This window comes from Chromobacterium violaceum ATCC 12472 (genome assembly GCF_000007705.1).
Classification (GTDB): domain Bacteria; phylum Pseudomonadota; class Gammaproteobacteria; order Burkholderiales; family Chromobacteriaceae; genus Chromobacterium; species Chromobacterium violaceum.
Window position 1 is genome coordinate 2,991,882 of record NC_005085.1, and the last position, 20,038, is coordinate 3,011,919.

Consider the following 20,038-nt stretch of genomic DNA (forward strand, 5'->3'; position numbering starts at 1 on the left):
TCAGTCTTCGCGCAGCTCGAAATCGTGGGTGATGTCGGCGGTCTTGGCCAGCATAATGGACGCGGAACAGTATTTCTCCGCCGACAGCTTGATCGCCCGCTCCACCGCGTCCGGCTTCAACTCTCGCCCGACCACCACGAAATGGAAATGGATGCGGGTGAATACCTTGGGATCGGCGTCGGCGCGGTCGGCCTGGATGTCCACCCAGCAATCGCGCACATCCTGGCGGGACTTCTTCAGGATGGTGATCACGTCGTAGCTGGTGCAGCCGGCGGTACCCAGCAGCACCAGCTCCATCGGCCGCGGCCCCAAGTTGCGGCCGCCGCCCTCCGGCGCGCCGTCCATCACCACCGCGTGGCCGCTGCCGGTTTCGCCCATGAAACACACGCCGTCCACCCATTTCAGCCTCGCCTGCATCGTCCTGCTCCCCTTTTTTGATCAAAAATGTTCATCAGACTAACACTGCCGATTTGGGCGGACAAAGATTCACCGGTAGAATAGAAAGATTGTCCCGTTATATCCGAGCTGCACCCATGCTGGTACTTGGCATTGAATCCTCCTGCGACGAAACCGGCGTCGCGCTGTACGACACCGAACGCGGCCTGCTGGCCCATCAGCTGCATACTCAAATGGCGATGCACGCCGAGTACGGCGGCGTGGTGCCCGAGCTGGCCAGCCGCGACCACATCCGCCGCGCCATCCCGCTGACCGAAGCCTGCCTCTCCGAGGCGGGCAAGAAACTCGCCGATCTGGACGCCATCGCCTACACCCAGGGCCCTGGCCTGGGCGGCGCGCTGATGGTGGGCGCCAGCATGGCCAATGCGCTGGCCTTCGGCCTGAATATTCCCGTCATCCCGGTACACCACCTGGAAGGCCATCTGCTGTCGCCGCTGCTGGCCGATCCCAAGCCGGAATTCCCCTTCCTGGCGCTGCTGGTTTCCGGCGGACACACCCAGTTGATGGCGGTGCGCGGCGTCGGCGACTACGAAATCCTCGGCGAGACCGTGGACGACGCCGCCGGCGAGGCCTTCGACAAAACCGCCAAGCTGCTGGGCCTGCCCTACCCTGGCGGCCCGCTGCTGTCCAGGCTGGCGGAATCCGGCAGCCCGGACCGCTTCACGCTGCCGCGGCCCATGCTGCACTCAGGCAATCTGGACATGAGCTTCTCCGGCCTGAAGACGGCGGTGCTGACGCTGGTGCGCCAGCAGGAGTCCGCGCAGGGCGAGCTGGACGAACAGACGCGGATGGATATCTGCCGCGCCTTCCAGGAAGCCATCGTAGAGGTGCTGGTGAAAAAGTCCCTCGCCGCGATGAGGCAGGCCGGCATGAAGCGGCTGGTGGTGGCCGGCGGCGTCGGCGCCAACAAGCAGCTGCGCGCCGCGCTCAACGACGCCGCCGCGCGCAAGCGTTTCGACGTGTTCTACCCGCCCTTGGCGCTGTGCACCGACAACGGCGCGATGATCGCCTTCGCCGGCGCCATGCGCCTGAAATTCGCGGAGCCGGCCGGCGGCTTCACCATCAAGCCGCGCTGGGATTTGTCCAGCCTGCCGGCAGTATAAACGCATCCATGCCGCCGGTCCCGGGCCGCGCGGCCAGAAAATCAATATGATCCAACTGAAAAATCTGAGCCTGCGCCGCGGCCTGAAGGAATTGCTGATCGGCGCCAACCTGACGCTGAATCCCGGCTACAAGGCCGGCCTGACCGGCGCCAACGGCGTCGGCAAGTCCAGCCTGTTCGCCATGCTGCTGGGCGAGTTGCACGCCGACGGCGGCGACATGCTGCTGCCGCCCAACTGGACCGTCGCCCACGTGGCGCAGGAAACGCCGGCGCTGGAACGCAGCGCGCTCGACTACGTGCTGGACGGCGACAAGGAGCTGCGCGCGCTGGAGTCGCAGCTGGCCGACGCGGAAGACAAGCATGACGGCAACGCCATCGGCCATCTGCACGGCGAGCTGGCCAATATCGACGCCTACTCCGCCCCGGCGCGCGCCGGCAAGCTGTTGACCGGCCTGGGCTTCGACGAGGCCGCCCAGCAGCGCCCGGTGGCCAGCTTCTCCGGCGGCTGGCGCATGCGCCTGAACCTGGCCCAGGCGCTGATGTGCCGCTCCGACCTGCTGCTGCTGGACGAGCCGACCAACCACCTGGACCTGGAAACGGTGCTGTGGCTGGAGGACTGGCTGAAGGCCTATCCCGGCACCCTGCTGGTGATCTCGCACGACCGCGATTTCCTGGACGCCATCTGCAGCCACATCGTCGAAGTGGCCAGCCAGACGCTGACGCTGTACACCGGCAACTACAGCCAGTTCGAAGTCATGCGCGCCGAGAAGCTGGCGCGCCAGCAAGGCGAATACGAAAAGCAGCAGCGCCAGATCGCCCACCTGGAATCGTTCATCAACCGCTTCAAGGCCAAGGCCAGCAAGGCGCGCCAGGCGCAGAGCCGGGTCAAGGCGCTGGAGAAGCTGGAACGGATCGCGCCGGCCCACATCGCTTCGCCGTTCGACTTCCATTTCGACAGCCCCGAGCACCTGCCCAATCCCTTGCTGAAGCTGGACAAGGCCGACGCCGGCTACGGCGACAAGACCATCCTGTCCGGCATCAGCCTGTCGGTGGAAGCCGGCGCGCGCATCGGCCTGTTGGGCGTCAACGGCGCCGGCAAGTCGACGCTGGTCAAGCTGCTGTCCGGCGACCTCGCGCCGCAAGCCGGCGAGCGCATCAACGCGCAGATGCTGAAGATAGGCTATTTCGCCCAGCACACGCTGGAGACGCTGCGCCCGGATGAAAGCCCCCTGCAGCACATGCAGCGCCTGGCGCCGACCACGCGCGAACTGGAGCTCAGGAGTTTCCTCGGCGGCTTCAACTTCCGCGGCGACGCCGCCACCGACCCGGTCGGCCCGATGTCCGGCGGCGAGAAGGCCCGCCTCGCGCTGGCCATGATCGTGTGGCAGAAACCCAACCTGCTGCTGCTGGACGAACCGACCAACCACCTGGACCTGGAAATGCGCCACGCGCTGACGCTGGCGCTGCAGGACTTCACCGGCGCGCTGATCGTGGTCTCCCACGACCGCAGCCTGCTGGAGTCCACCACCGACGTGTTCTGGCTGGTCAGCGGCGGCAAGGTGCAGCCCTTCGACGGCGACCTGGAAGACTACCGCCAATGGCGCATCGCCCAACTGGCGGAAGGCGGCAAACCGTCCGACGGCGACGCCCAGGGCGTCAACCGCAAGGAACAGAAGCGCCAGGAGGCAGAGGCTCGCCAGCAATTGGCCAAGCAACGCAAGCCCTTGCAAACCCGCCTGTCCAAGCTGGAGCAGGAAATGAACAAGCTGAGCGACGAGAAAGCCGAGCTGGAAGCCTTCATGTCCTCCAGCGAGGCCTACGACGATGCCAACCGCCAGAAGCTGGCCGACAGCGTGAAACGCCAGGGCGAAGTCGCCAGCCGGCTGGAAATCGTCGAAGAGGAATGGATGGAAGTGCAGGAGCAGCTGGAAGCGCTGGCTCAGGCCGACTGAGCGCCGCATGCGATGGGTGATGGCGGAGAGAGAAATGGCTTGCAATCTCCGCCGCCATCTTCTTACGCTAAAGAAGAAGACGGGCCCGCCCGCCAACCGGAACCCATCATGCCGCATGCGACCACGCACAAGCTCCTGCAGGCCAGCATGCTACTGCTGGCCGCGTCCTGCGCCTTTCCGGCGGATCCCATCCGTCTCGCCACCCACCAGCAGCCTCCGCTTTCCTTCACCCGCGACAACGGCCAGGCGGATGGATTGGCGGTGCGCATCGTCGATTGCGCGCTGAAAAAACTGCAGCGTCCCTACACCCTGGACTTCCTGCCATGGCCGCGCGCCCAATGGCTGGTACAGCGCCAGCAATTCGATGGCTTTTTCGCCGCCACCCCATCCGAAGAGCGGGACGGTTACGCCGTTCTCTCCGGCGCGCTGCTGCCATATGAGCGCCGCTGGTACCTGCTGAAATCCAGCCCGCTGTCGCCCTCCAGCCCGGAGTTCAAGCGCCAGGCGCGCATCGCGGCCTTCAACGGCTCGAACATGGACGTCTGGCTGCGCGACCATGGCTACCAGCTGACCTCCACGCCGGGCAACAGCGAACAGCTGCTGCGCATGCTGCAATCGCGCCGCGTCGACGCCGTGCTGGGCAACGCCTATGCGGTGGACGCGCTGATCGCCCGGCTGGGCCTGCAGGCCGAGCTGCGCAGCGAATTGGCCGAGGCGCTGCCGATGGGCGTCTACTTCGGCAAGGCATTTCTCTCTCGCGAAGACCCGCAGTTCCTGACCCAGTTCAACAACGCGCTGCAGGGCTGCCGATCCAAATGAAAACGCCGCCCGAAGGCGGCGCTTTCATGATCCGGGCCGAACCGATCAAACCACGGCCGGTTCCTTCATCAGCAGCGTGATCATGCCGGCGATCTTGCGCTTCAACTCGCGCCGGTCCACCACCATGTCCACCGCGCCCTTGTCCAGCAGGAATTCGGCGCGCTGGAAGCCTTCCGGCAGCGTCTCGCGCACGGTCTGCTCGATCACCCGGGCGCCGGCGAAGCCGATGCGGGCCTTGGGCTCGGCCATCACCACGTCGCCCAGGAAGGCGAACGAAGCGGACACACCGCCCATGGTCGGATCGGTCAGCACCGAGATGAACGGCAGCTTGTGTTCGGTCAGCAATTGCAGCGCGGCGCTGGTCTTGGCCATTTGCATCAGCGAATTCAGGCCTTCCTGCATCCGCGCGCCGCCGGAAGCCGCCACGCAGACGAACGGGGCCTTGGCCTCCACCGCCGCGCGCACGCCGCGCACGAAGCGCTCGCCGACCACGGAGCCCATCGAGCCGCCGATGAACTTGAATTCGAACGCCGCCACTACCACCGGCAGCGAATGGATGCTGCCCTGCATCACCACCAGCGCGTCGTCCTCGCCGGTGTCGCTCTTGGCCGCCGTCAGCCGATCCGGGTATTTCTTGCTGTCCTTGAACTTCAGGATGTCCACCGGCCTCACTTCCTCGCCCACTTCGCGCCGGCCTTCCTCGTCCAGCAGCAGGTTCAGGCGCTGGCGCGCCGTCAGAGGATGATGATGGCCGCACTTCGGGCATACCTGGAGATTGTTTTCCAAGTCGGTGTAATACAGTACCGCTTCGCATTCCGGGCACTTGCTCCAAAGCCCTTCGGGCACCGCTGAAGGCTTGTCGGCGCGGTTCTCGCGCTTGATCTTCGGCGGGAGGAGCTTGTTCAACCAGCTCATGCTGACTCCTTGAATCTGGGTGGCCGGATATCATTCCGGCCACATTGCGACGGGGGCGCTGCGCCCCCGTCTGTGTTCTAGCGGATGGCGGCCTTCAATTCGGCCACCAGACGAGTTAACTGCTCTCTGGCAGTTTCGGGTGTCGCCGCCTCAATTTCCTGCACCAGCCTGCTGCCCACCACCACCGCGTCGGCGGCGGCCGCGATGGCCTTGGCAGTCGCGGCGTCGCGAATCCCGAAACCCACGCCTATCGGCAGCGGCAATTGTTGTCTGAGGGCAGCAATTTTACGCGCTACATCCTCAATGTCCAGATGTCCGGCGCCGGTCACGCCTTTCAGCGACACATAATAGACGTATCCGCGCGCCAATTTGGCGATTTCCGCCACCCGCGACGGCGGCGTGGTCGGCGCCACCAGGAACACGGTGTCCAGGCCGTGGGCGTCCAGCGCGGACTCAAGCTCGGCGGCCTCTTCCGGCGGACAATCCACCGTCAGCACGCCATCCACGCCGGCCGCCTTGGCGCGGCTGGCAAATTCGGTATAGCCCATCGCGCACAGCGGATTCAGGTAACCCATCAGCACCACGGGCGTCGTTGCGTTGTCGCGACGGAACTCGGCCACCATCTCCAGCACGTGGCGCAGACCGACCTTGTGCTTGAGCGCGCGCTCGGACGCGCGCTGGATCACCGGGCCGTCGGCCATCGGGTCGGAAAACGGCACGCCCAACTCGATGATGTCGGCGCCGCCGTCCACCAGGCCGTGCATCAGCGACACGGTCAAGCCAGGATGCGGATCGCCGGCGGTGATGAACGGGATCAGGGCTTTCTTGCCCGCGAGCTCGGCAAAACAGTTAGCAATGCGTGACATTCTCGCCCCCTTCACAGCGTGATGCCGGCCAAGCCGGCAACGGTATTGATGTCCTTGTCGCCGCGGCCGGACAGATTGACCAGGATCACCTGATCCTTGCCCATGCTCGGCGCCACCTTGGCGGCCCAGGCCAGCGCGTGGCTGGACTCCAGCGCCGGGATGATGCCTTCCAGATGACAGCAGTCGTGGAAAGCGCGCAGCGCTTCGTCATCGTCGATCGACACGTATTCCGCGCGGCCGATGTCCTTCAGATGGCAGTGCTCGGGCCCCACGCCGGGGTAATCGAGGCCTGCGGACACCGAGTGGGTCTCCACGATCTGGCCGTCCGCGTCCTGCATCAGATAACTCTTGGAGCCGTGCAGCACACCCACCGGCGCGCCGGAGGAAATCGGCGCGGCGTGCTTGCCGCTGGCGACGCCGTGGCCGCCCGCCTCCACGCCCACCATGCGCACGCCCGGCACCTCGATGTAAGGATGGAACATGCCGATCGCGTTGGAGCCGCCGCCCACGCAAGCCACCACCACATCGGGCTGGCGGCCTATCGCTTCCGGCATCTGGATCTTGGATTCCGCGCCGATCACCGATACGAAATCGCGCACCAGCATCGGATAAGGATGCGGGCCGGCGGCGGTGCCGAGAATGTAGAAGGTGGAATCGACATTCGTCACCCAGTCGCGCATCGCTTCGTTCAGCGCGTCCTTCAGCGTCTTGGAGCCGGACTCCACCGGCACCACGGTGGCGCCCAGGAGCTTCATGCGGAACACATTCGGCGACTGGCGCTTCACGTCTTCCGCGCCCATGTACACCACGCACTCCATGCCGTAGCGCGCGGCGACGGTGGCGGTGGCCACGCCGTGCTGGCCGGCGCCGGTCTCGGCGATCACCCGCTTCTTGCCCATGCGGCGGGCCAGCAGCGCCTGGCCGATGGCGTTGTTGATCTTGTGGGCGCCGGTGTGGTTCAGGTCTTCGCGCTTGAACCAGATCTGCGCGCCGCCCAGCTGCTCGGACCAGCGCTTGGCATGGTAGACCGGGCTGGGCCGGCCGACATAGTGCTTGAGTTCATGATGGAACTCCTGCCAGAACGTCGGATCGGCCTTCACTCGGGCGTACTCTTCTTTCAGCTGGTCCAGCGCCACCATCAAGGTTTCGGCGACGTAGACCCCGCCGTAAGGGCCGAAATGGCCCTGCGCATCCGGAAAATCATACCGATCCATGTCTTGCTCCTGATATGAAGGCCGCCATCCTGGCGGCGTCTTTGATTCCCTTGCCCGCCTCCACTCCGCTGGAGACGTCAACCGCGGCCGGCCTCACCCGGCGCACGGCTTCGGCGATGTTCTTTTCGTCCAGGCCGCCGGACAAAATCAGCGGCAGCGGCAAATCGTGCGGCAATAGCGCCCAGTCGAAGGTGGTGCCGGTGCCGCCGTGGGCCCCTTCGACGAAGGCGTCGGTCAACAGGCCGCGCGCATCCGGATAGCGACGCGCCGATTCCAGCAGATCCACGCCCGGCCTCACCCTGACGGCCTTCAGATAGGGCCGGTGGAAAGAGCGGCAGAACTCGGCGCTCTCTTCGCCGTGGAATTGCAGCACGTCTACGGCGCAGCCCGCCAGCACCTGCTCCACCCACTCGCGCTCCGGGTTGACGAACAGGGCCACCACGCTGACGAAAGGCGGCAGCGCGGCGATCACCGCGCGCGCCTGCTCTATGGACACGTTGCGGGGGCTCTTGCCGTAAAACACCAGCCCGACGGCGTCCGCGCCCAAGCGGGCCGCCTCTGCGCCGTCTTCCGGCCTGGTGATGCCACAAACTTTGATTCTGACCACGATTTTCTATGTTCGCCCTATAAAGCGTTGCATTTCAGCGCAATCTGAGCCGCGCCGCCTCGCAGCGGGACGGCAGGGAAAACTCATCCGGATAACCGACGCCGGTCAGATACAGCCCGTCCGGCATGAAGGTGGGCGGCGCGCTGGTGCGGTCCCGCGCCGCCAGCAGCGACTGCATGTCGGCGGGGCTCAGCGCGCCCTTGCCGACGTACAGCAGGGCGCCGACGATATTGCGCACCATGTGATGCAGAAAGGCGTCGGCGTGCAGATCGAAGCGCAGCAAGCCATCCGCCTCGATGATGTCCAGCCGCTGCAAATCCTTGACCGGCGACTTGGCCTGGCATTCCGACGCGCGGAAACTGGAAAAGTCGTGCCGCCCCAGCAGCCCGGCCGCCGCCTCCCTCATCGCCGCCACATCCAGCGCCTGGTGATACCAGCCCACCTTCCCCGCCAACAGGCAGGAGCGGACCGGGTGGGTCAGCAGAAAATAGCTGTAGCTGCGGGAAAACGCGGAAAACCGGGCATGGAAATCGTCCCCGACCTCTCGCGCCCATACCACGGCCACTTCCGGCGGCAGCAAGGCGTTCACGCCTCTCACCCAGGCGTTGAGCGGACGGGATGCGTCGGTATCGAAGTGAACCACCTGCATCGCGGCATGCACGCCGGCATCGGTGCGGCCGGCGGCGTGGGTGACCACATCGCGGTTGCCGGCGATCTGCCCCAGCGCCCTGTTCAGCCTGTCCTGTACCGTGTTGCCGTGCGGCTGACTCTGCCAGCCGGCGAACGCCCGACCGTCATACTCAATGCCGAGCGCGATTCTCATACCCACTCATCCATTCATTGCAAGCCCCTTGCAGGACAAAACCCCGCCAGGGCGATAAAACCCCACTTTATCCTATCCTGCCCGGTTTGCGCCACACGCTTGGCCGCAATACAAAAACAAATGGCACCGGTTGAAAACCGGTGCCATTCGCCGCTCGCCTCGCCGCGCCTATCGGCCGTGCTGGGCCTCCCGCATCAGCAGCTCGGCGGTTTCCTTGTCGCCCATCTCCATGTAAAGCTTGGCCAGCTCCATTTTCTCGGCATCCTCCTCCACCACCGCCGATGCCGCGGCAGGCGGAGCGGCAGGCGCTGGGTCCGCGGGTGGGACTGACGGCGGAGCCGGCGCGGCGGCCGGTCCCGGCGGCGGCGCGCTCACCGCCGGGCGAGGCTCTGGCGCGGCGGCCGTCAGCGACGCGCTCGGAGGCTCCGCGCCGGCCTCCCGCTCGAATAGCGGATGGTCGGGCGCTGCGGCGCGGCCCAGCTCGCAGACGCGTTGCCACATGGTGCTGTCCTTGCCGAACATGCGCTTGGCCGTGGCGGCCTCCTCGATGAACGCGGCCTTGTCAGACTGCGACGCCAGCACCTCAAGCAGCTTGTAGCGCAGGTCCTGCCGCTGGGGCTCCTTGTCCAGGCCCTCGCGCAGGATCAGCAGGGCCTGGTCTTGGCGACCATACGCCAGGTAAACCTCCACTTCCGCCATCACGTCGACGGAGTCCAAATCTATGCCCTCGCCCTTTTTCAAGGAGCTCATCAACGAGGTCAACGGCTTCAGCTGCATCGTAGCCGACTGATCGCCACCATCTGCGTGGCCTGCCGACTCCCCGCCCTCCGCTGCCGCGCGCCGGCGGCGCATCAACAGCAATGCCACCAGCCCCAACGCGGCGGCGGCCCCGCCCAGCTTGATCAGCACATCCCGATCGCTCAAGGCCGCCATCGCTTCTGCCGCCACGCCGCGCTCCGCTTGTGGCTTCGCCTGCGCGGCCGGCTCTGGCTTGCGCTCGACAGGCTGGGCCAGCTGCGGCGGCGCTTGAGGCGCGGATGCCGCCGGCATGAACCCGACCGGCGGGGAAGGATGCTCTTCCCGCTTCGCCGCAGGAGCTTCCGGCTTGGCGATCGCCGGCTTGGGCTCGGCGGGGGCGGGCTTGGCGGACACATCCGCCTCCTGCTTGCGCGCCGTCGGCGATGCCGGCGCCTCGTCCGCCTCAGGCTTGCTCTTGGTCTGCTGCAACGCGCGAATCTGCTCTTCCAGCGCCTTCGCCCGCTGTTCCGTCTGCTTCAGCGCCTGGTCCTGCTTCATCAACAGGTCGCGCATGCGGCGCTCTGCCGCCAGCGCCGCCGGAGACGATGCGGCCTTGACGGCCGGCTTCGCAACCGCCTTGGCTTCGGGCTTGACCGCAGGCGCCGCTGCGGGCTTGGCCTCAGGATGCGCCTCCGTCCGGGAAGAAGCGGACTTCGCCTGGTCGGCCTGATGCCCTTCTGCCAACAGTTTGGCCATGCTGCCCGGTTTGGCTGCCGCTTCCGGCCTGCCGCCCTCTTCGCGATCGACGGCATCGCGCATGGCCCAGGATGCCGGATAACGCAACTCCGCCCCCGCCAGCAATCGGTTGGCATCTCCCCGGATGAACGCATCCGGATTGTCCCGCAGCAGCCTGCCCGCCACGTCCTCGCCGCGCGCATGCCCGCGCACGCGCATGGCGATGGCCGACAAGGTATCGCCCTTGTTCACGTGGTAAACCTTGCCGTCGAGCGCATGCTCCGCGGCCTGCCGGGGCGCGCTCTTCGGCTCCGGCTTTGCCGCCGCCCGGGCCTGCTCCGACCCTTGGGCCGCAGCGCCGTCCAGCGCCAGACTATAGGTTTTCTGCGCGCGGACGTTTCCTGCGACCACTTCCACCCTGAATGACAACCTGGCCTGGGTAATGGGCTGAGACGACGACAGCAACAGCATTCTCCGCCCGTCGGTCGAGCGATCCAACTGGTGCGTGATGGACGCGACCAGCGACAGCTGCTCCTTCATCGCCGCGCCTTGCGAAGGGTCCGGCAGGATGGAAACGCGCAACTGCTCTGATTTGTCGAAAGCGCCGCCCAGCAACGGCAACTCCGCGGCCAAGCGCTCGCCCAGCCTGGAGCTGACGCGGATGTCGCCCAGCCCCGCGCCGTCAAGCCTGGTCCCCTGATCCGGCGTCGCCGCATGGCGTTTGCCGTCATCGCCGCCCGCTGGCGGCGGATCCTTGCGGCGCGGGCCGTCCCGCTTGTAATCGACCTCGAACTCCCGCACCAGGCTGCCGGCCGGCCAGCGCACCTCTACCGCGAAGCGCAACAAAGGCTCGCCGAAACTGGATGGGCCTTTCACCAACACCTTGCTGATGTGCCCGTCGCTGGTGCGCACCAAGCTGAAATGCAGAACCGGAGCGGAACCGCTGTAAGGGGAAAGCAGAGGGAAATCATTGCGGTCGGCCAGATTGACCTGGGCAAGGTCTTCGATGTTTTCGTTGACGACCGGTATCTCCGCGGAAAACGACTCCCCATCCGCAGACATCACGCGTATGGGCCCCAGCCCGGCATGGGCCGAGTAAATGCCGCCCATGCCTGCCAGCAAGAGCGCCAGACCCGTTTTGCGAAAATTTGCAGCCATCGTTGATGTTCCCAATCTTTATGCGTGCATGATACTAGGGGCTGTTGACGTTTGGTGAGTGGATCGCGTTTGCGCCGATTTGGGACGGAAGCAAGGCGCACAGTCCGACACATAGCCATGCTATGCAAGGGCTGGGCAACGCGGCTTCCGTCCCAAAGCGGCCAAACCCGCAGGTCCGGGCGCTTTTCGCGACGACGCTTCCTTGTTCCGCGCTGGCAGAGCATGACTATGCGGCGCGCGAAACGCCTCGATTCACCGCAAAACGCATCCCGGCGCGACCGCTCAGCAAACTTCAACAGCCCCTAACTTGGCGCCGCGAAAAAAACAATCGCCGCTTCCCGCCCTGAAATTCCATCCAGACAAGCCGGCCGGCATACTGCAAAAACGCATAATTAAACCTTATAGCACTTTCGCCTGACAATCCCATGCGAAACGCAATGCCGGACTCAAACTCGCCCGCATCCGCCGCGCATCCCAATTCCCGTTTCGGCAGGACGGCGCATTGCCGCCAGAAAAAAATCGGCGGGCCTCGACCCAAACAATCAGTTTGTCGCAAGCTCAAGTCCGCATGGATCGGCTTTAGCGCATCGCGCCTGAAAACGCATGCGCCCTGCCCAGTCGACGGAAATTCCATTCCCGGCATGATAAAGCCAGGGAATGGTTTGGGCCCGCTGCATTCTCCCGCCATTCAGCCTGGGAAATCGCCGACATCAAAAAAGCCGCCCGAGACAAATAGCTGCGGGCGGCCTGTCGGCTAGAGAAGAAAGTCGTTCAAGTGCTGATCTTGTCGAATAACGCCTGGGCTTCGTCCTTGAGCGCGCCCTTGGCCTCGCTCAGCAAATCCTGCAAAACCTCCCTCGCGCCCTCGCGGTCGCCCATATCCAGATAAACCTTGGCCAAGTCGAGCTTGGTGGCCAATGGGTCGTCCATCACCGATACCCCATCGGCTTTCGCCTCGGGCGGGGCCGGAGGGGCCTCGGCCGCCTGCGGCTCTTCCGCCAGCATGTCCTCGTACAGCGACTCCAAGCCGCCGGCGGACGACTCGGCCGGCTTGGCCTCCTCCGCCGGCGCGGCTTCCAGGTTGAAGTCGAAGTCCAGCATATTGGCTTCAGGCTCAGGGGCCTTGGCTTCCGCGGCTTCCGTCTCGGCGGACAGCATGGCGTCCAGATCGAAATCCAGCGAATGGGCTTCGGTTTCCGGCGCCGTCCCGGCGCCTCCAGGCGGCGTATCGAACAATGCGGCAAGCGGGTCGGCCTCTTGCTCCTGCGCCGGCGCTGGTTCGGCCGGAGCAGGCGCCGCCTCGATCGGCGCGGGCGCTTCCTCGCCGAACAGCTCCTGGTCCAGATCGATCACTTCGCCTCCGCCAGCAGACGGCGAGGGCTCCGCGTCGCCTTCCGGCATCTGATACAGCGCGTTGCTCGGATCGATGGCCCTGCCCAAGGCGGCCGCCTTGGCCCACATCACGCCCTTGCCGTCGAAAGCGGCGTGCATCTCCTTGGCCAGGCGTTCGAAACTGGCCACATCCGGCCTCGCCGCGTACACCTCCATCAATTTCATCCGGACCTCGTGGCGGGATGGGTCCTTCTGCAGCGCGTCCTTGAGGATTTCCTCCGCCTGCTGGTCACGGCCGTAAGCGATGTAGACCTCCGCCTCCGCCACCGGATCGACTTCGGCCGCATCGATGGCGCCGGCCGCCTGCGTGAAGTTGCTCATGAAGGAATTGCTGCCGCCGACGGTGCTCGGGCCGTGGCCGCCCACCGTATTGCGGCTGAGCGCGGCGCTGCCCGCGGCGTCGGCCGCCGCGTTGCGCCGCCTGGCGATCATGATCCCCAGCAAGGCCAGCAGACCCACCCCGGCCACGCCGCCGCCGATAAGCGGCAGATAGCCCAACACTCTGCTCATCAACGATGGGGCCGGCGGCGGCGCCGGATGCGCCGGCGGCTTGGGATGGGGCTTCTCAACGGGCTTGGGCATCGGCTTGGGCGCGCTGGCCGCCGCCACGGGATGTGGCGCGCTCGCCGCGGCGGGCGAGCTGGACGGCGCGGGCGCGGCGGCCTGGGCGATGGGCTCCAGCTTGGCGCCCGATGCCTGCAGGCTGCTTTGCAGCGCCTTCAGCTGCTGTTCCAGCGCCGCGATGCGGGTGGTGGCGTCCTGCAGGGCCTTTTCGCGGGCGTTGATCTGCTGCTGCAGGTCGTTGAGCTTGGAATTGTCCGCGCCGTCTCCCGGCGCCAGCTTGAGCACGTCGCCGCCCTTGCCCGCTGCGGACGCGCCGGACTGGCCGCCGGCGGGCGCAGCTTGCGCCGCCGGAGCCGGCTCGCCCAGGATGCCGGCCACCTGGCTCGCCGACATGGCGCGCATCTTGCGCGCGGACGGCACCTGCAGCTTCGATCCGGGTTTTGGATGGTTGACGTCTCCATCGGCGAAAGCGTCGGGATTCGCCTGCGCCAGCGCGGCCATGGTCTGCCTCAGGGACGCGCCCTTGGGCTTGACCTTGGCCGCCAGCGAACGCAGCGTGGCGCCCTGGCGCACCGTCAGTTCGCGCGGCGCGGCCGGCGCCAGCTTCGCCGGCTCGGCCTGGCGGTAACGACTGGCCTGATCGCTGTCGGCATAGCTCGGCACATCCTGAACGATGTTCTGCGCCGTGTAGGTGGCGGGATCGAGCAGCACCGTGTATTCGCGGACCGAGCGGCCGGACGGCGCCTTGGCCTCGACCACGAAACGCAGGTAGGGATCGTTGATGGGTTGGGTGGAGCTGACGCGTATCGTCGCGCCGCGGGTGTTGGGACTCAGCGCGAAGCGCAGCGAGGACAGGGAGCTGGCGTAATCGACGTTCAGAGCCTGGAAGGTTTCGATACCCGCCAGCCCCACCCTGACCGCATCCAGCTCCGTCGGCTGCACGCCGGTCATTTCGATGTCGGCCTTCAACAGTTCGCCCAGATTGGAGCGAACATGAATCCTCCCCAAACCGGCCCAGGCGCACGCGGAGTACGCCAGGCCGATCAACAGCACGCCAAGCTTGAATTTTCCCTGATTTCTCACTGTCTACCTTCCGGCACTGTCGCATTATCAGATGTTATCGGCGCTCGTCCCCCCGCGGGACGAGTGTGCAACTGTTGCAATCTTAGGCCCTCGCACGTTGTTTAGCCAGATTTCACAACAGATGCCGGCTTGGCATGCCGTGCGCGTCGTTTACATCAGCGCGCTTTGTCCAGCCAGGATTTCCGCGATGCGCACGCAATGCAGCGCGGCGCCGGCCTTGACGTTGTCGGCGGACAGCCACAGGCTCAGCACCTTGCCATGCTTGCGCAGGCGGCTGACCCACACCATCTCGTTGCCGGTAGCCTCCATCGGCGTCACATAGCCGCCATGCTGCTCGCGGCCGACCACCTGCAATCCTGCCGCCTTCAGGCGTTTTTGCGCTTGTTCAAGGTCAAACTCCTTATGCAGTTCGACTTGAACCGCCCAGGAATGGCCGAAGAACACCGGCACCCGCGCGCAGGTGACTTCCAGCTGCTCCGGCTTCAGCTTCAGCAGGCGCGCGGTTTCGTCGCGCACCGAGCGCTCCTCTTCCGAATCGCCGTTGTCGTCCACGTCGCCGATCTGCGGCAGCACGTTGAAGGCGATGCGCTTGGCGTACACGCTGGCTTCCGCGTCGCGCTGGGAGAACAGCGCGGTGGTCTGGTCGGCCATCTCCTCCATCGCCTTCTGGCCGCTGCCGGATACCGCCTGGTAAGTGGCCACCGTCACCCGGTCTATGCCCAGCGGCGCCAGCGGCGCCAGCGCCAGCGCCAGCGGCGTCACCGTGCAATTGGGCACCGCCACCAGCGGCGCGCGGCCCAGCTCCTCCAGTTCGGCGGCATTGATGGCCGGCGCCACCAGCGGCACGCCGGCGGCGTTGCGGAAGGCGGAGCTGAAATCCACCACCGCCGCGCCGGCGTCGCGCGCCTGCGGCACGTATTCGCGCGAGATGTCGCCGCCGGCGGCGAAAATGGCCAGGCCGACGTTCTCGAAGTTGAACTCGTCCACCGGGTGCACGTCCAGCTCCAGGTTGCCCAGCGAGGCGGTGCTGCCGTTCTGCTCGGCGCTGTCCACCGCGAACACGCGGGCGGCCGGGAAATTGCGCTCGGCCAGCAGCTCCAGCACGGCCTGGCCCACCAGGCTGGTGGCGCCCACTACGGCGATCTGCAGAGAAGTCGACATAATCTTGTTCCTATCGTTACCGCCGGCGGCGTCTCCCCGCCGGCATTGCAATGCGAAAAGGGCACCGAAGTGCCCTTGAATGCTGTGGAGGCCGGCAATGCCGGCCCAGGCTGGCGCCTATTCTACCCGTCAGCGCTCGATCAGGATACGCAGCATGCGGCGCAGCGGCTCGGCCGCGCCCCACAACAGCTGGTCGCCGATCACGAAGGCGGACAGGTACTCGCCGCCCATGTTCAGCTTGCGCACGCGGCCGACGCCCACCTCCAGCCCGCCGGTGATGGCGGCCGGGGTCAGCTCCTTTACCGAGATTTCGCGCTCGTTCGGCACCCACTTCACCCAGTCGTTGCCGGACTTGATGATGGCTTCGATCTCGGACAGCGGCAGATCCTGCTTCAGCTTCACGGTCAGCGCCAGGCTGTGGCAGCGCATGGCGCCGATGCGCACGCACAGGCCATCCACCGGCACCACGCTGGCAGTGCCCAGAATCTTGTTGACCTCGGCCTGGCCCTTCCACTCTTCCTTGGACTGGCCGTTGTCCAGCTGCTTGTCTATCCAGGGGATCAGGCCGCCGGCCAGCGGCGCGCCGAAATATTCGGTCGGCACGTCCTCGCGGATGGCCTTGGCCACCTTGCGGTCGATTTCCAGGATGGCGGACGACGGCGTGGCCAGCTCTTCGGCCACGGTGGAGTGGATCGCGCCCATGCCCTTCAGCAGTTCGCGCATATGGTTGGCGCCGCCGCCGGAAGCCGCCTGGTAGGTCATGGACGACACCCAGTCGACCAGGCCTTCGCGGAACAGGCCGTTCATGCCCATCAGCATGATGGAGTTGGTGCAGTTGCCGCCAATGTAGTCCTTGACGCCGTTGGCCAGGCCCTGGTCGATCAGCCCGCGGTTGACCGGGTCCAGCACGATGATGGCGTCGTCCTGCATCCGCAGCGTGGAGGCCGCGTCGATCCAGTAGCCCTTCCAGCCGGCGGCGCGCAGCTTGCCGTACACCTCGGTGGTGTAATCGCCGCCCTGGCAGGTGACGATCACGTCCATCGCCTTCAGCTCGTCGATGTCGCCGGCGTCTTTCAGCGGCGGCACGTCGCGGCCGATGTCCGGCGCCTTGCCGCCGACGTTGGAGGTGGTGAAGAACACCGGTTCCGCGATCGCCGCGAAATCGTTTTCCTCGCGCATGCGCTGCATCAGCACGGAACCGACCATGCCGCGCCAGCCTACAAAGCCTACTTTCACTGGAAATCTCCCGAGTCTGTCCTAAGTCCGAATCGTGACCGCCGCGCGGCTGACGCCTGCGCGGCGGTTAAATTTTTGTTACCCCATTGTGCAGCGCGCCACGACGGCAGGCAATGGGGTAAATCGTTTTTATTGTGAAGTTCCGCAGAACAAGTGATTAAGCCGCGATGAACGGCTTGCCGGCAGGCATTGAGACCGGCGCCAAAGGATGCCGGAAGCGCCCGGCAGGCGCCGCCATCGCCCAGAGGACCAAGGTTTGGGCGGCATTGCGCCCGGGACTTGGGCAATGCCGCGCCATGCCTGGCTCACCCCCCGCTTGACCAAGCAGCGGGCCAGGCAAGCACGGCATCAGGGGAAACCGTCAGCCGCGCTTTAAGAGTGGCTAACAAAACTCAGTGTTACGGCTGAGGCAAGGCGCGCCGACGCAGGCAGTACTTGAGTACGACAAGTCAGCGCAACGCCGCATCAGGAATTTTGTTAGCCATTCTTAGCGGTAAAACCTGCGCTTGCGGGTAAAGCAGGCCGCCAAGCCTTGCCATATCAAATAGCCGGCGGCGACCACTGCGCTGGCGACGATCAGAAAGCTGCCGCCGGCGATCAGCGCGAAGGGCTCGCGCAGCACGCCGCCCGCGTCGACATGGGAACCAATCAAACCGGCCGCGCCCAAGCAGGCCAAACCGGCGGCCGCCATCAGCGCGACGATGATCAGCAAGGATTTCAAAGAACAGGACATAGTTCCAGACCTAGGTAGCGGATAAGTTCTCAGTCCAGGTTTTCCGCTCCGAGTTCCATGCTTGGGGCCATGCTAGGCTCACAATGAACCTTCACAATTCTACTCAGCTTGGCAGAGAGGGCTGTTTCTTGAGCTTTGCCCGCTCGGCCATAACTGTAGTCTAGGTTGAATAAAACAAAGCCCAATGTTTACCGAGAAAATACTCGACCCCATAAATATTGATCGCCATATATCGCAATGAGCGCTGGGCTTCGCAAGCTCAGCCCAATTTACGGCTCCACCCATTAAAAATTACTCAACAAAATAAACCAGAACAGCACTAGCATCCTCTTTAATTAGATCCGAGCTAACAACACCCTTTGGAAATTCCTTACCACTCTGAAAACGTGGATAATTTACATTATTAATAAATCGATCAAAATCCTCTCCGCCGCATTTAGGACAAGCAGGCATTGATGCTAAAAATCGGTGAACTTTCTCTTTCTGATACTCATAATACCCGCCCCCATAATCTGGAACCACATTAGGTTTAGGCTCACTCAGAACTGGGTTTACTCGCTGATCAACCCAAATTATAGAGTAGCAAATCCTACATTGCGCCCCTACCACTAAGCTATCAGCCCAAGTCAGGTACACTAGCCCATCAAGTTCGTAGGACCGGATATGAGCTGGCTCAATACCGAGCCGGGAAGCCATCACTTCCTTAATGATCACTTTCATATCTCCCATTATGGAAATCGGACATCAATAATCGGCACAATTGTCTTTGGGTCGTAACGTCCTCCAAAGAGAACAACAGGGCCGTAGGTTGGGCTGAATGAAATGAAGCCCAACATTCACCGAGAAAATGCACGACCCCATAAATATTGATCGCCATATATCGCGGCAAACGTTGGGCTTCGCAAGCTCAGCCCAACCTACGGCCCTCTCCAATGTTGCAACCGCCGCATTTTAAACACCGAACCTTCCCACGAAAGGCTTGGTCCGATTCAACTATGCGATCAGGTTAATTTCTGAGTGCTGATTGAGAAACTGCTCTTGATCCTCGCCAGCAATAAGAGGCTGTACCTCAGCAGGAACTCTCGTCCTGGAAATTCGAATACCATTCATGCACGATCGACACCAAATCAATTTCCAGCCGAATTCACTATCAGCAAAGCCAAAGTACTGATAAGAAAGGCCGATGGAACTACAAACCAGGCATGAACACTGAGCATATCCAGCATCGCTAGCCGGCAAGTATTTCACCCAATCCAGGTAAGTAAAGTTATTGACCATTATTCACCCCCCAGGTCGCTCTGTTTTGTTCTTCTGATAGGGCCGGAGGTTGGGCTGAATGAAATGAAGCCCAACGCTTACCGACAAAATGCACGACCCCATAAATATTGATCGCCATGTATCGCGGTGAACGTTGGACTTCGCAAGCTCAGCCCAACCTACGGCCCTGGCGTTTGCGCCTGACTTGCCCGCGCTCAGAGCGCTGCGCATTCTCAGCCCCTTCCTGCCGGACAGCGAGCCAATGCAAGACGTCGTGACACGCAGCGCGCTGCTGGCGATGATCTCGGATGACCCCAAACCTCACGGTTTGCCCCAAACGGATTCACCGCCCCACTGGGACGAATTGAAACGCCGTGCCTGCCAGCAACAGAACGACCATGTCATCAAGCTTGTACACGCCTGCTGGCAAGAAGATGGCTTACGCGCCGATCCGCGCTGGCGCAAGGCTGCCGCGCTAGCGCTGCATGACCGTGGATAGGAGAGTCAGAGCGGGCATGTCCCCGCCCGCCCATCCCGCTTCTTACATCGCCGCCACCACCGCGTCGCCCATGCTGGAACAACTGACTTTCTCGCAGCCGGCTTTGTAGATGTCTCCGGGGCGATAGGACCATAGATACCGCCTTTCACTTCAAGCGGCTCCGGCGTAGTCGGCCCGGTAAGGTTGCGTGTTTCAGCACGCTCAAGCACAGATGGACCAGTTTCCGCATAGCCGCTTGAAGTGAAAGGCGGTATCTACGGCCCTATTAGCGGTAAAACCTGCGCTTGCGGGCAAAGCAGGCCGCCAACCCTTGCCACATCAAATAGGTGGCAGCGACCACGGCACTGGCAACGATCAGAAAGCTGCCGCCGGCGATCAACGCAAAGGACTCTCGCAGCACACCGTTCGCGTCGACATGGGAACCGATCAAGGCGGCTGCACCCAGGCAGGCTAAACCGACGGCCACCATCAGCGCGACGATGATCAGCAAGTGTTTCAAGGAGCGTGGCATAGTTCCAGACCTAGGTAGCGGATAAGTCTTCAGTCCAGGCTTTACACTCCGAGTTCCATACTTGGGACCATGCCAGGCCCACAATGAACCTTCACGATCCAACTCAGCTTGGCAGAGAGGGCCGTTTCTTGAACTTTGCCCGCGCGGCCAGAACCATAGCTTGGGGAGAATGAACTGAAGCCCAACCTACGGCCCTGCTATCCCATCTAACTACTTG

At 64.1% G+C, this 20,038-nt stretch carries 17 protein-coding genes; 4 read left to right on the forward strand and 13 right to left on the reverse strand.

Going from position 1 to position 20,038, the window contains the following annotated elements; genetic code table 11:
• On the reverse strand, positions 1-417 hold the full coding sequence (locus CV_RS13510; RefSeq protein WP_011136303.1) for an OsmC family protein: 417 nt from the start codon (positions 415-417) through the stop codon (positions 1-3).
• Between the two features lie 116 nt (positions 418-533).
• Between CV_RS13510 and tsaD the strand changes: the two genes are divergently transcribed.
• The 3 genes from tsaD to CV_RS13525 all read left to right on the forward strand — a co-directional run bounded on the left by tsaD (position 534) and on the right by CV_RS13525 (position 4,329).
• Positions 534-1,559 carry a tRNA (adenosine(37)-N6)-threonylcarbamoyltransferase complex transferase subunit TsaD gene (tsaD, locus tag CV_RS13515; protein ID WP_011136304.1) on the forward strand — a complete coding sequence of 342 codons (1,026 nt, stop codon included), beginning with the start codon at positions 534-536 and terminating at the stop codon, positions 1,557-1,559.
• Between the two features lie 46 nt (positions 1,560-1,605).
• A complete protein-coding gene (locus CV_RS13520; protein WP_011136305.1) occupies positions 1,606-3,510 on the forward strand; it encodes an ATP-binding cassette domain-containing protein in 1,905 nt (634 codons plus the stop codon).
• A gap of 108 nt (positions 3,511-3,618) precedes the next feature.
• The gene (locus tag CV_RS13525; protein ID WP_043596305.1) at positions 3,619-4,329 is read left to right on the forward strand and encodes a substrate-binding periplasmic protein; all 711 of its coding nucleotides are present in this window, start codon (positions 3,619-3,621) and stop codon (positions 4,327-4,329) included.
• A 45-nt stretch (positions 4,330-4,374) separates the two neighbouring features.
• Here the strand turns inward: CV_RS13525 and accD are convergent, their stop codons facing one another.
• The 11 genes from accD to CV_RS23575 all read right to left on the reverse strand — a co-directional run bounded on the left by accD (position 4,375) and on the right by CV_RS23575 (position 18,274).
• Positions 4,375-5,244 carry an acetyl-CoA carboxylase, carboxyltransferase subunit beta gene (gene accD, locus CV_RS13530; RefSeq protein WP_011136307.1) on the reverse strand — a complete coding sequence of 290 codons (870 nt, stop codon included), beginning with the start codon at positions 5,242-5,244 and terminating at the stop codon, positions 4,375-4,377.
• A 77-nt stretch (positions 5,245-5,321) separates the two neighbouring features.
• On the reverse strand, positions 5,322-6,110 hold the full coding sequence (trpA, locus tag CV_RS13535; RefSeq protein ID WP_011136308.1) for a tryptophan synthase subunit alpha: 789 nt from the start codon (positions 6,108-6,110) through the stop codon (positions 5,322-5,324).
• 11 nt (positions 6,111-6,121) lie between these two features.
• Positions 6,122-7,324, reverse strand: coding sequence for a tryptophan synthase subunit beta (gene trpB, locus CV_RS13540; RefSeq protein ID WP_011136309.1), 1,203 nt, complete (start codon positions 7,322-7,324; stop codon positions 6,122-6,124).
• Positions 7,311-7,931 (reverse strand): phosphoribosylanthranilate isomerase, encoded by a 621-nt coding sequence (locus tag CV_RS13545; RefSeq protein WP_011136310.1) that lies wholly within the window; start codon positions 7,929-7,931, stop codon positions 7,311-7,313. Before CV_RS13545 ends, trpB begins: the two co-directional genes overlap by 14 nt.
• 34 nt (positions 7,932-7,965) lie before the next feature.
• Complete coding sequence (gene truA, locus CV_RS13550; protein WP_011136311.1) at positions 7,966-8,754, reverse strand: tRNA pseudouridine(38-40) synthase TruA; 789 nt, start codon at positions 8,752-8,754, stop codon at positions 7,966-7,968.
• 168 nt (positions 8,755-8,922) lie between these two features.
• Positions 8,923-11,385: a type IV pilus assembly protein FimV gene (locus CV_RS22240; protein ID WP_147296148.1), complete on the reverse strand. Its 2,463-nt coding sequence runs from the start codon at positions 11,383-11,385 to the stop codon at positions 8,923-8,925.
• A 771-nt stretch (positions 11,386-12,156) separates the two neighbouring features.
• Positions 12,157-14,424 (reverse strand): FimV/HubP family polar landmark protein, encoded by a 2,268-nt coding sequence (locus CV_RS13560; RefSeq protein ID WP_011136313.1) that lies wholly within the window; start codon positions 14,422-14,424, stop codon positions 12,157-12,159.
• A gap of 150 nt (positions 14,425-14,574) precedes the next feature.
• The gene (locus tag CV_RS13565; protein WP_011136314.1) at positions 14,575-15,585 is read right to left on the reverse strand and encodes an aspartate-semialdehyde dehydrogenase; all 1,011 of its coding nucleotides are present in this window, start codon (positions 15,583-15,585) and stop codon (positions 14,575-14,577) included.
• 129 nt (positions 15,586-15,714) lie between these two features.
• Positions 15,715-16,821 (reverse strand): aspartate-semialdehyde dehydrogenase, encoded by a 1,107-nt coding sequence (gene asd / locus CV_RS13570; RefSeq protein WP_011136315.1) that lies wholly within the window; start codon positions 16,819-16,821, stop codon positions 15,715-15,717.
• Positions 16,822-17,308: 487 nt separating this feature from the next.
• A complete protein-coding gene (locus tag CV_RS13575) occupies positions 17,309-17,554 on the reverse strand; it encodes a DUF3955 domain-containing protein (RefSeq protein WP_011136316.1) in 246 nt (81 codons plus the stop codon).
• Positions 17,555-17,845: 291 nt separating this feature from the next.
• Complete coding sequence (locus CV_RS23575) at positions 17,846-18,274, reverse strand: hypothetical protein (protein WP_147296149.1); 429 nt, start codon at positions 18,272-18,274, stop codon at positions 17,846-17,848.
• Between the two features lie 799 nt (positions 18,275-19,073).
• Between CV_RS23575 and CV_RS23580 the strand changes: the two genes are divergently transcribed.
• Entirely contained in the window at positions 19,074-19,310 is a 237-nt protein-coding gene (locus tag CV_RS23580; RefSeq protein WP_147296150.1) for a hypothetical protein, read from the forward strand.
• A gap of 265 nt (positions 19,311-19,575) precedes the next feature.
• On the opposite strand, the gene CV_RS13580 is transcribed toward CV_RS23580, so the two are convergent.
• A complete protein-coding gene (locus CV_RS13580) occupies positions 19,576-19,800 on the reverse strand; it encodes a DUF3955 domain-containing protein (RefSeq protein WP_043596312.1) in 225 nt (74 codons plus the stop codon).
• Between the last annotated feature and the right edge of the window lie 238 nt (positions 19,801-20,038).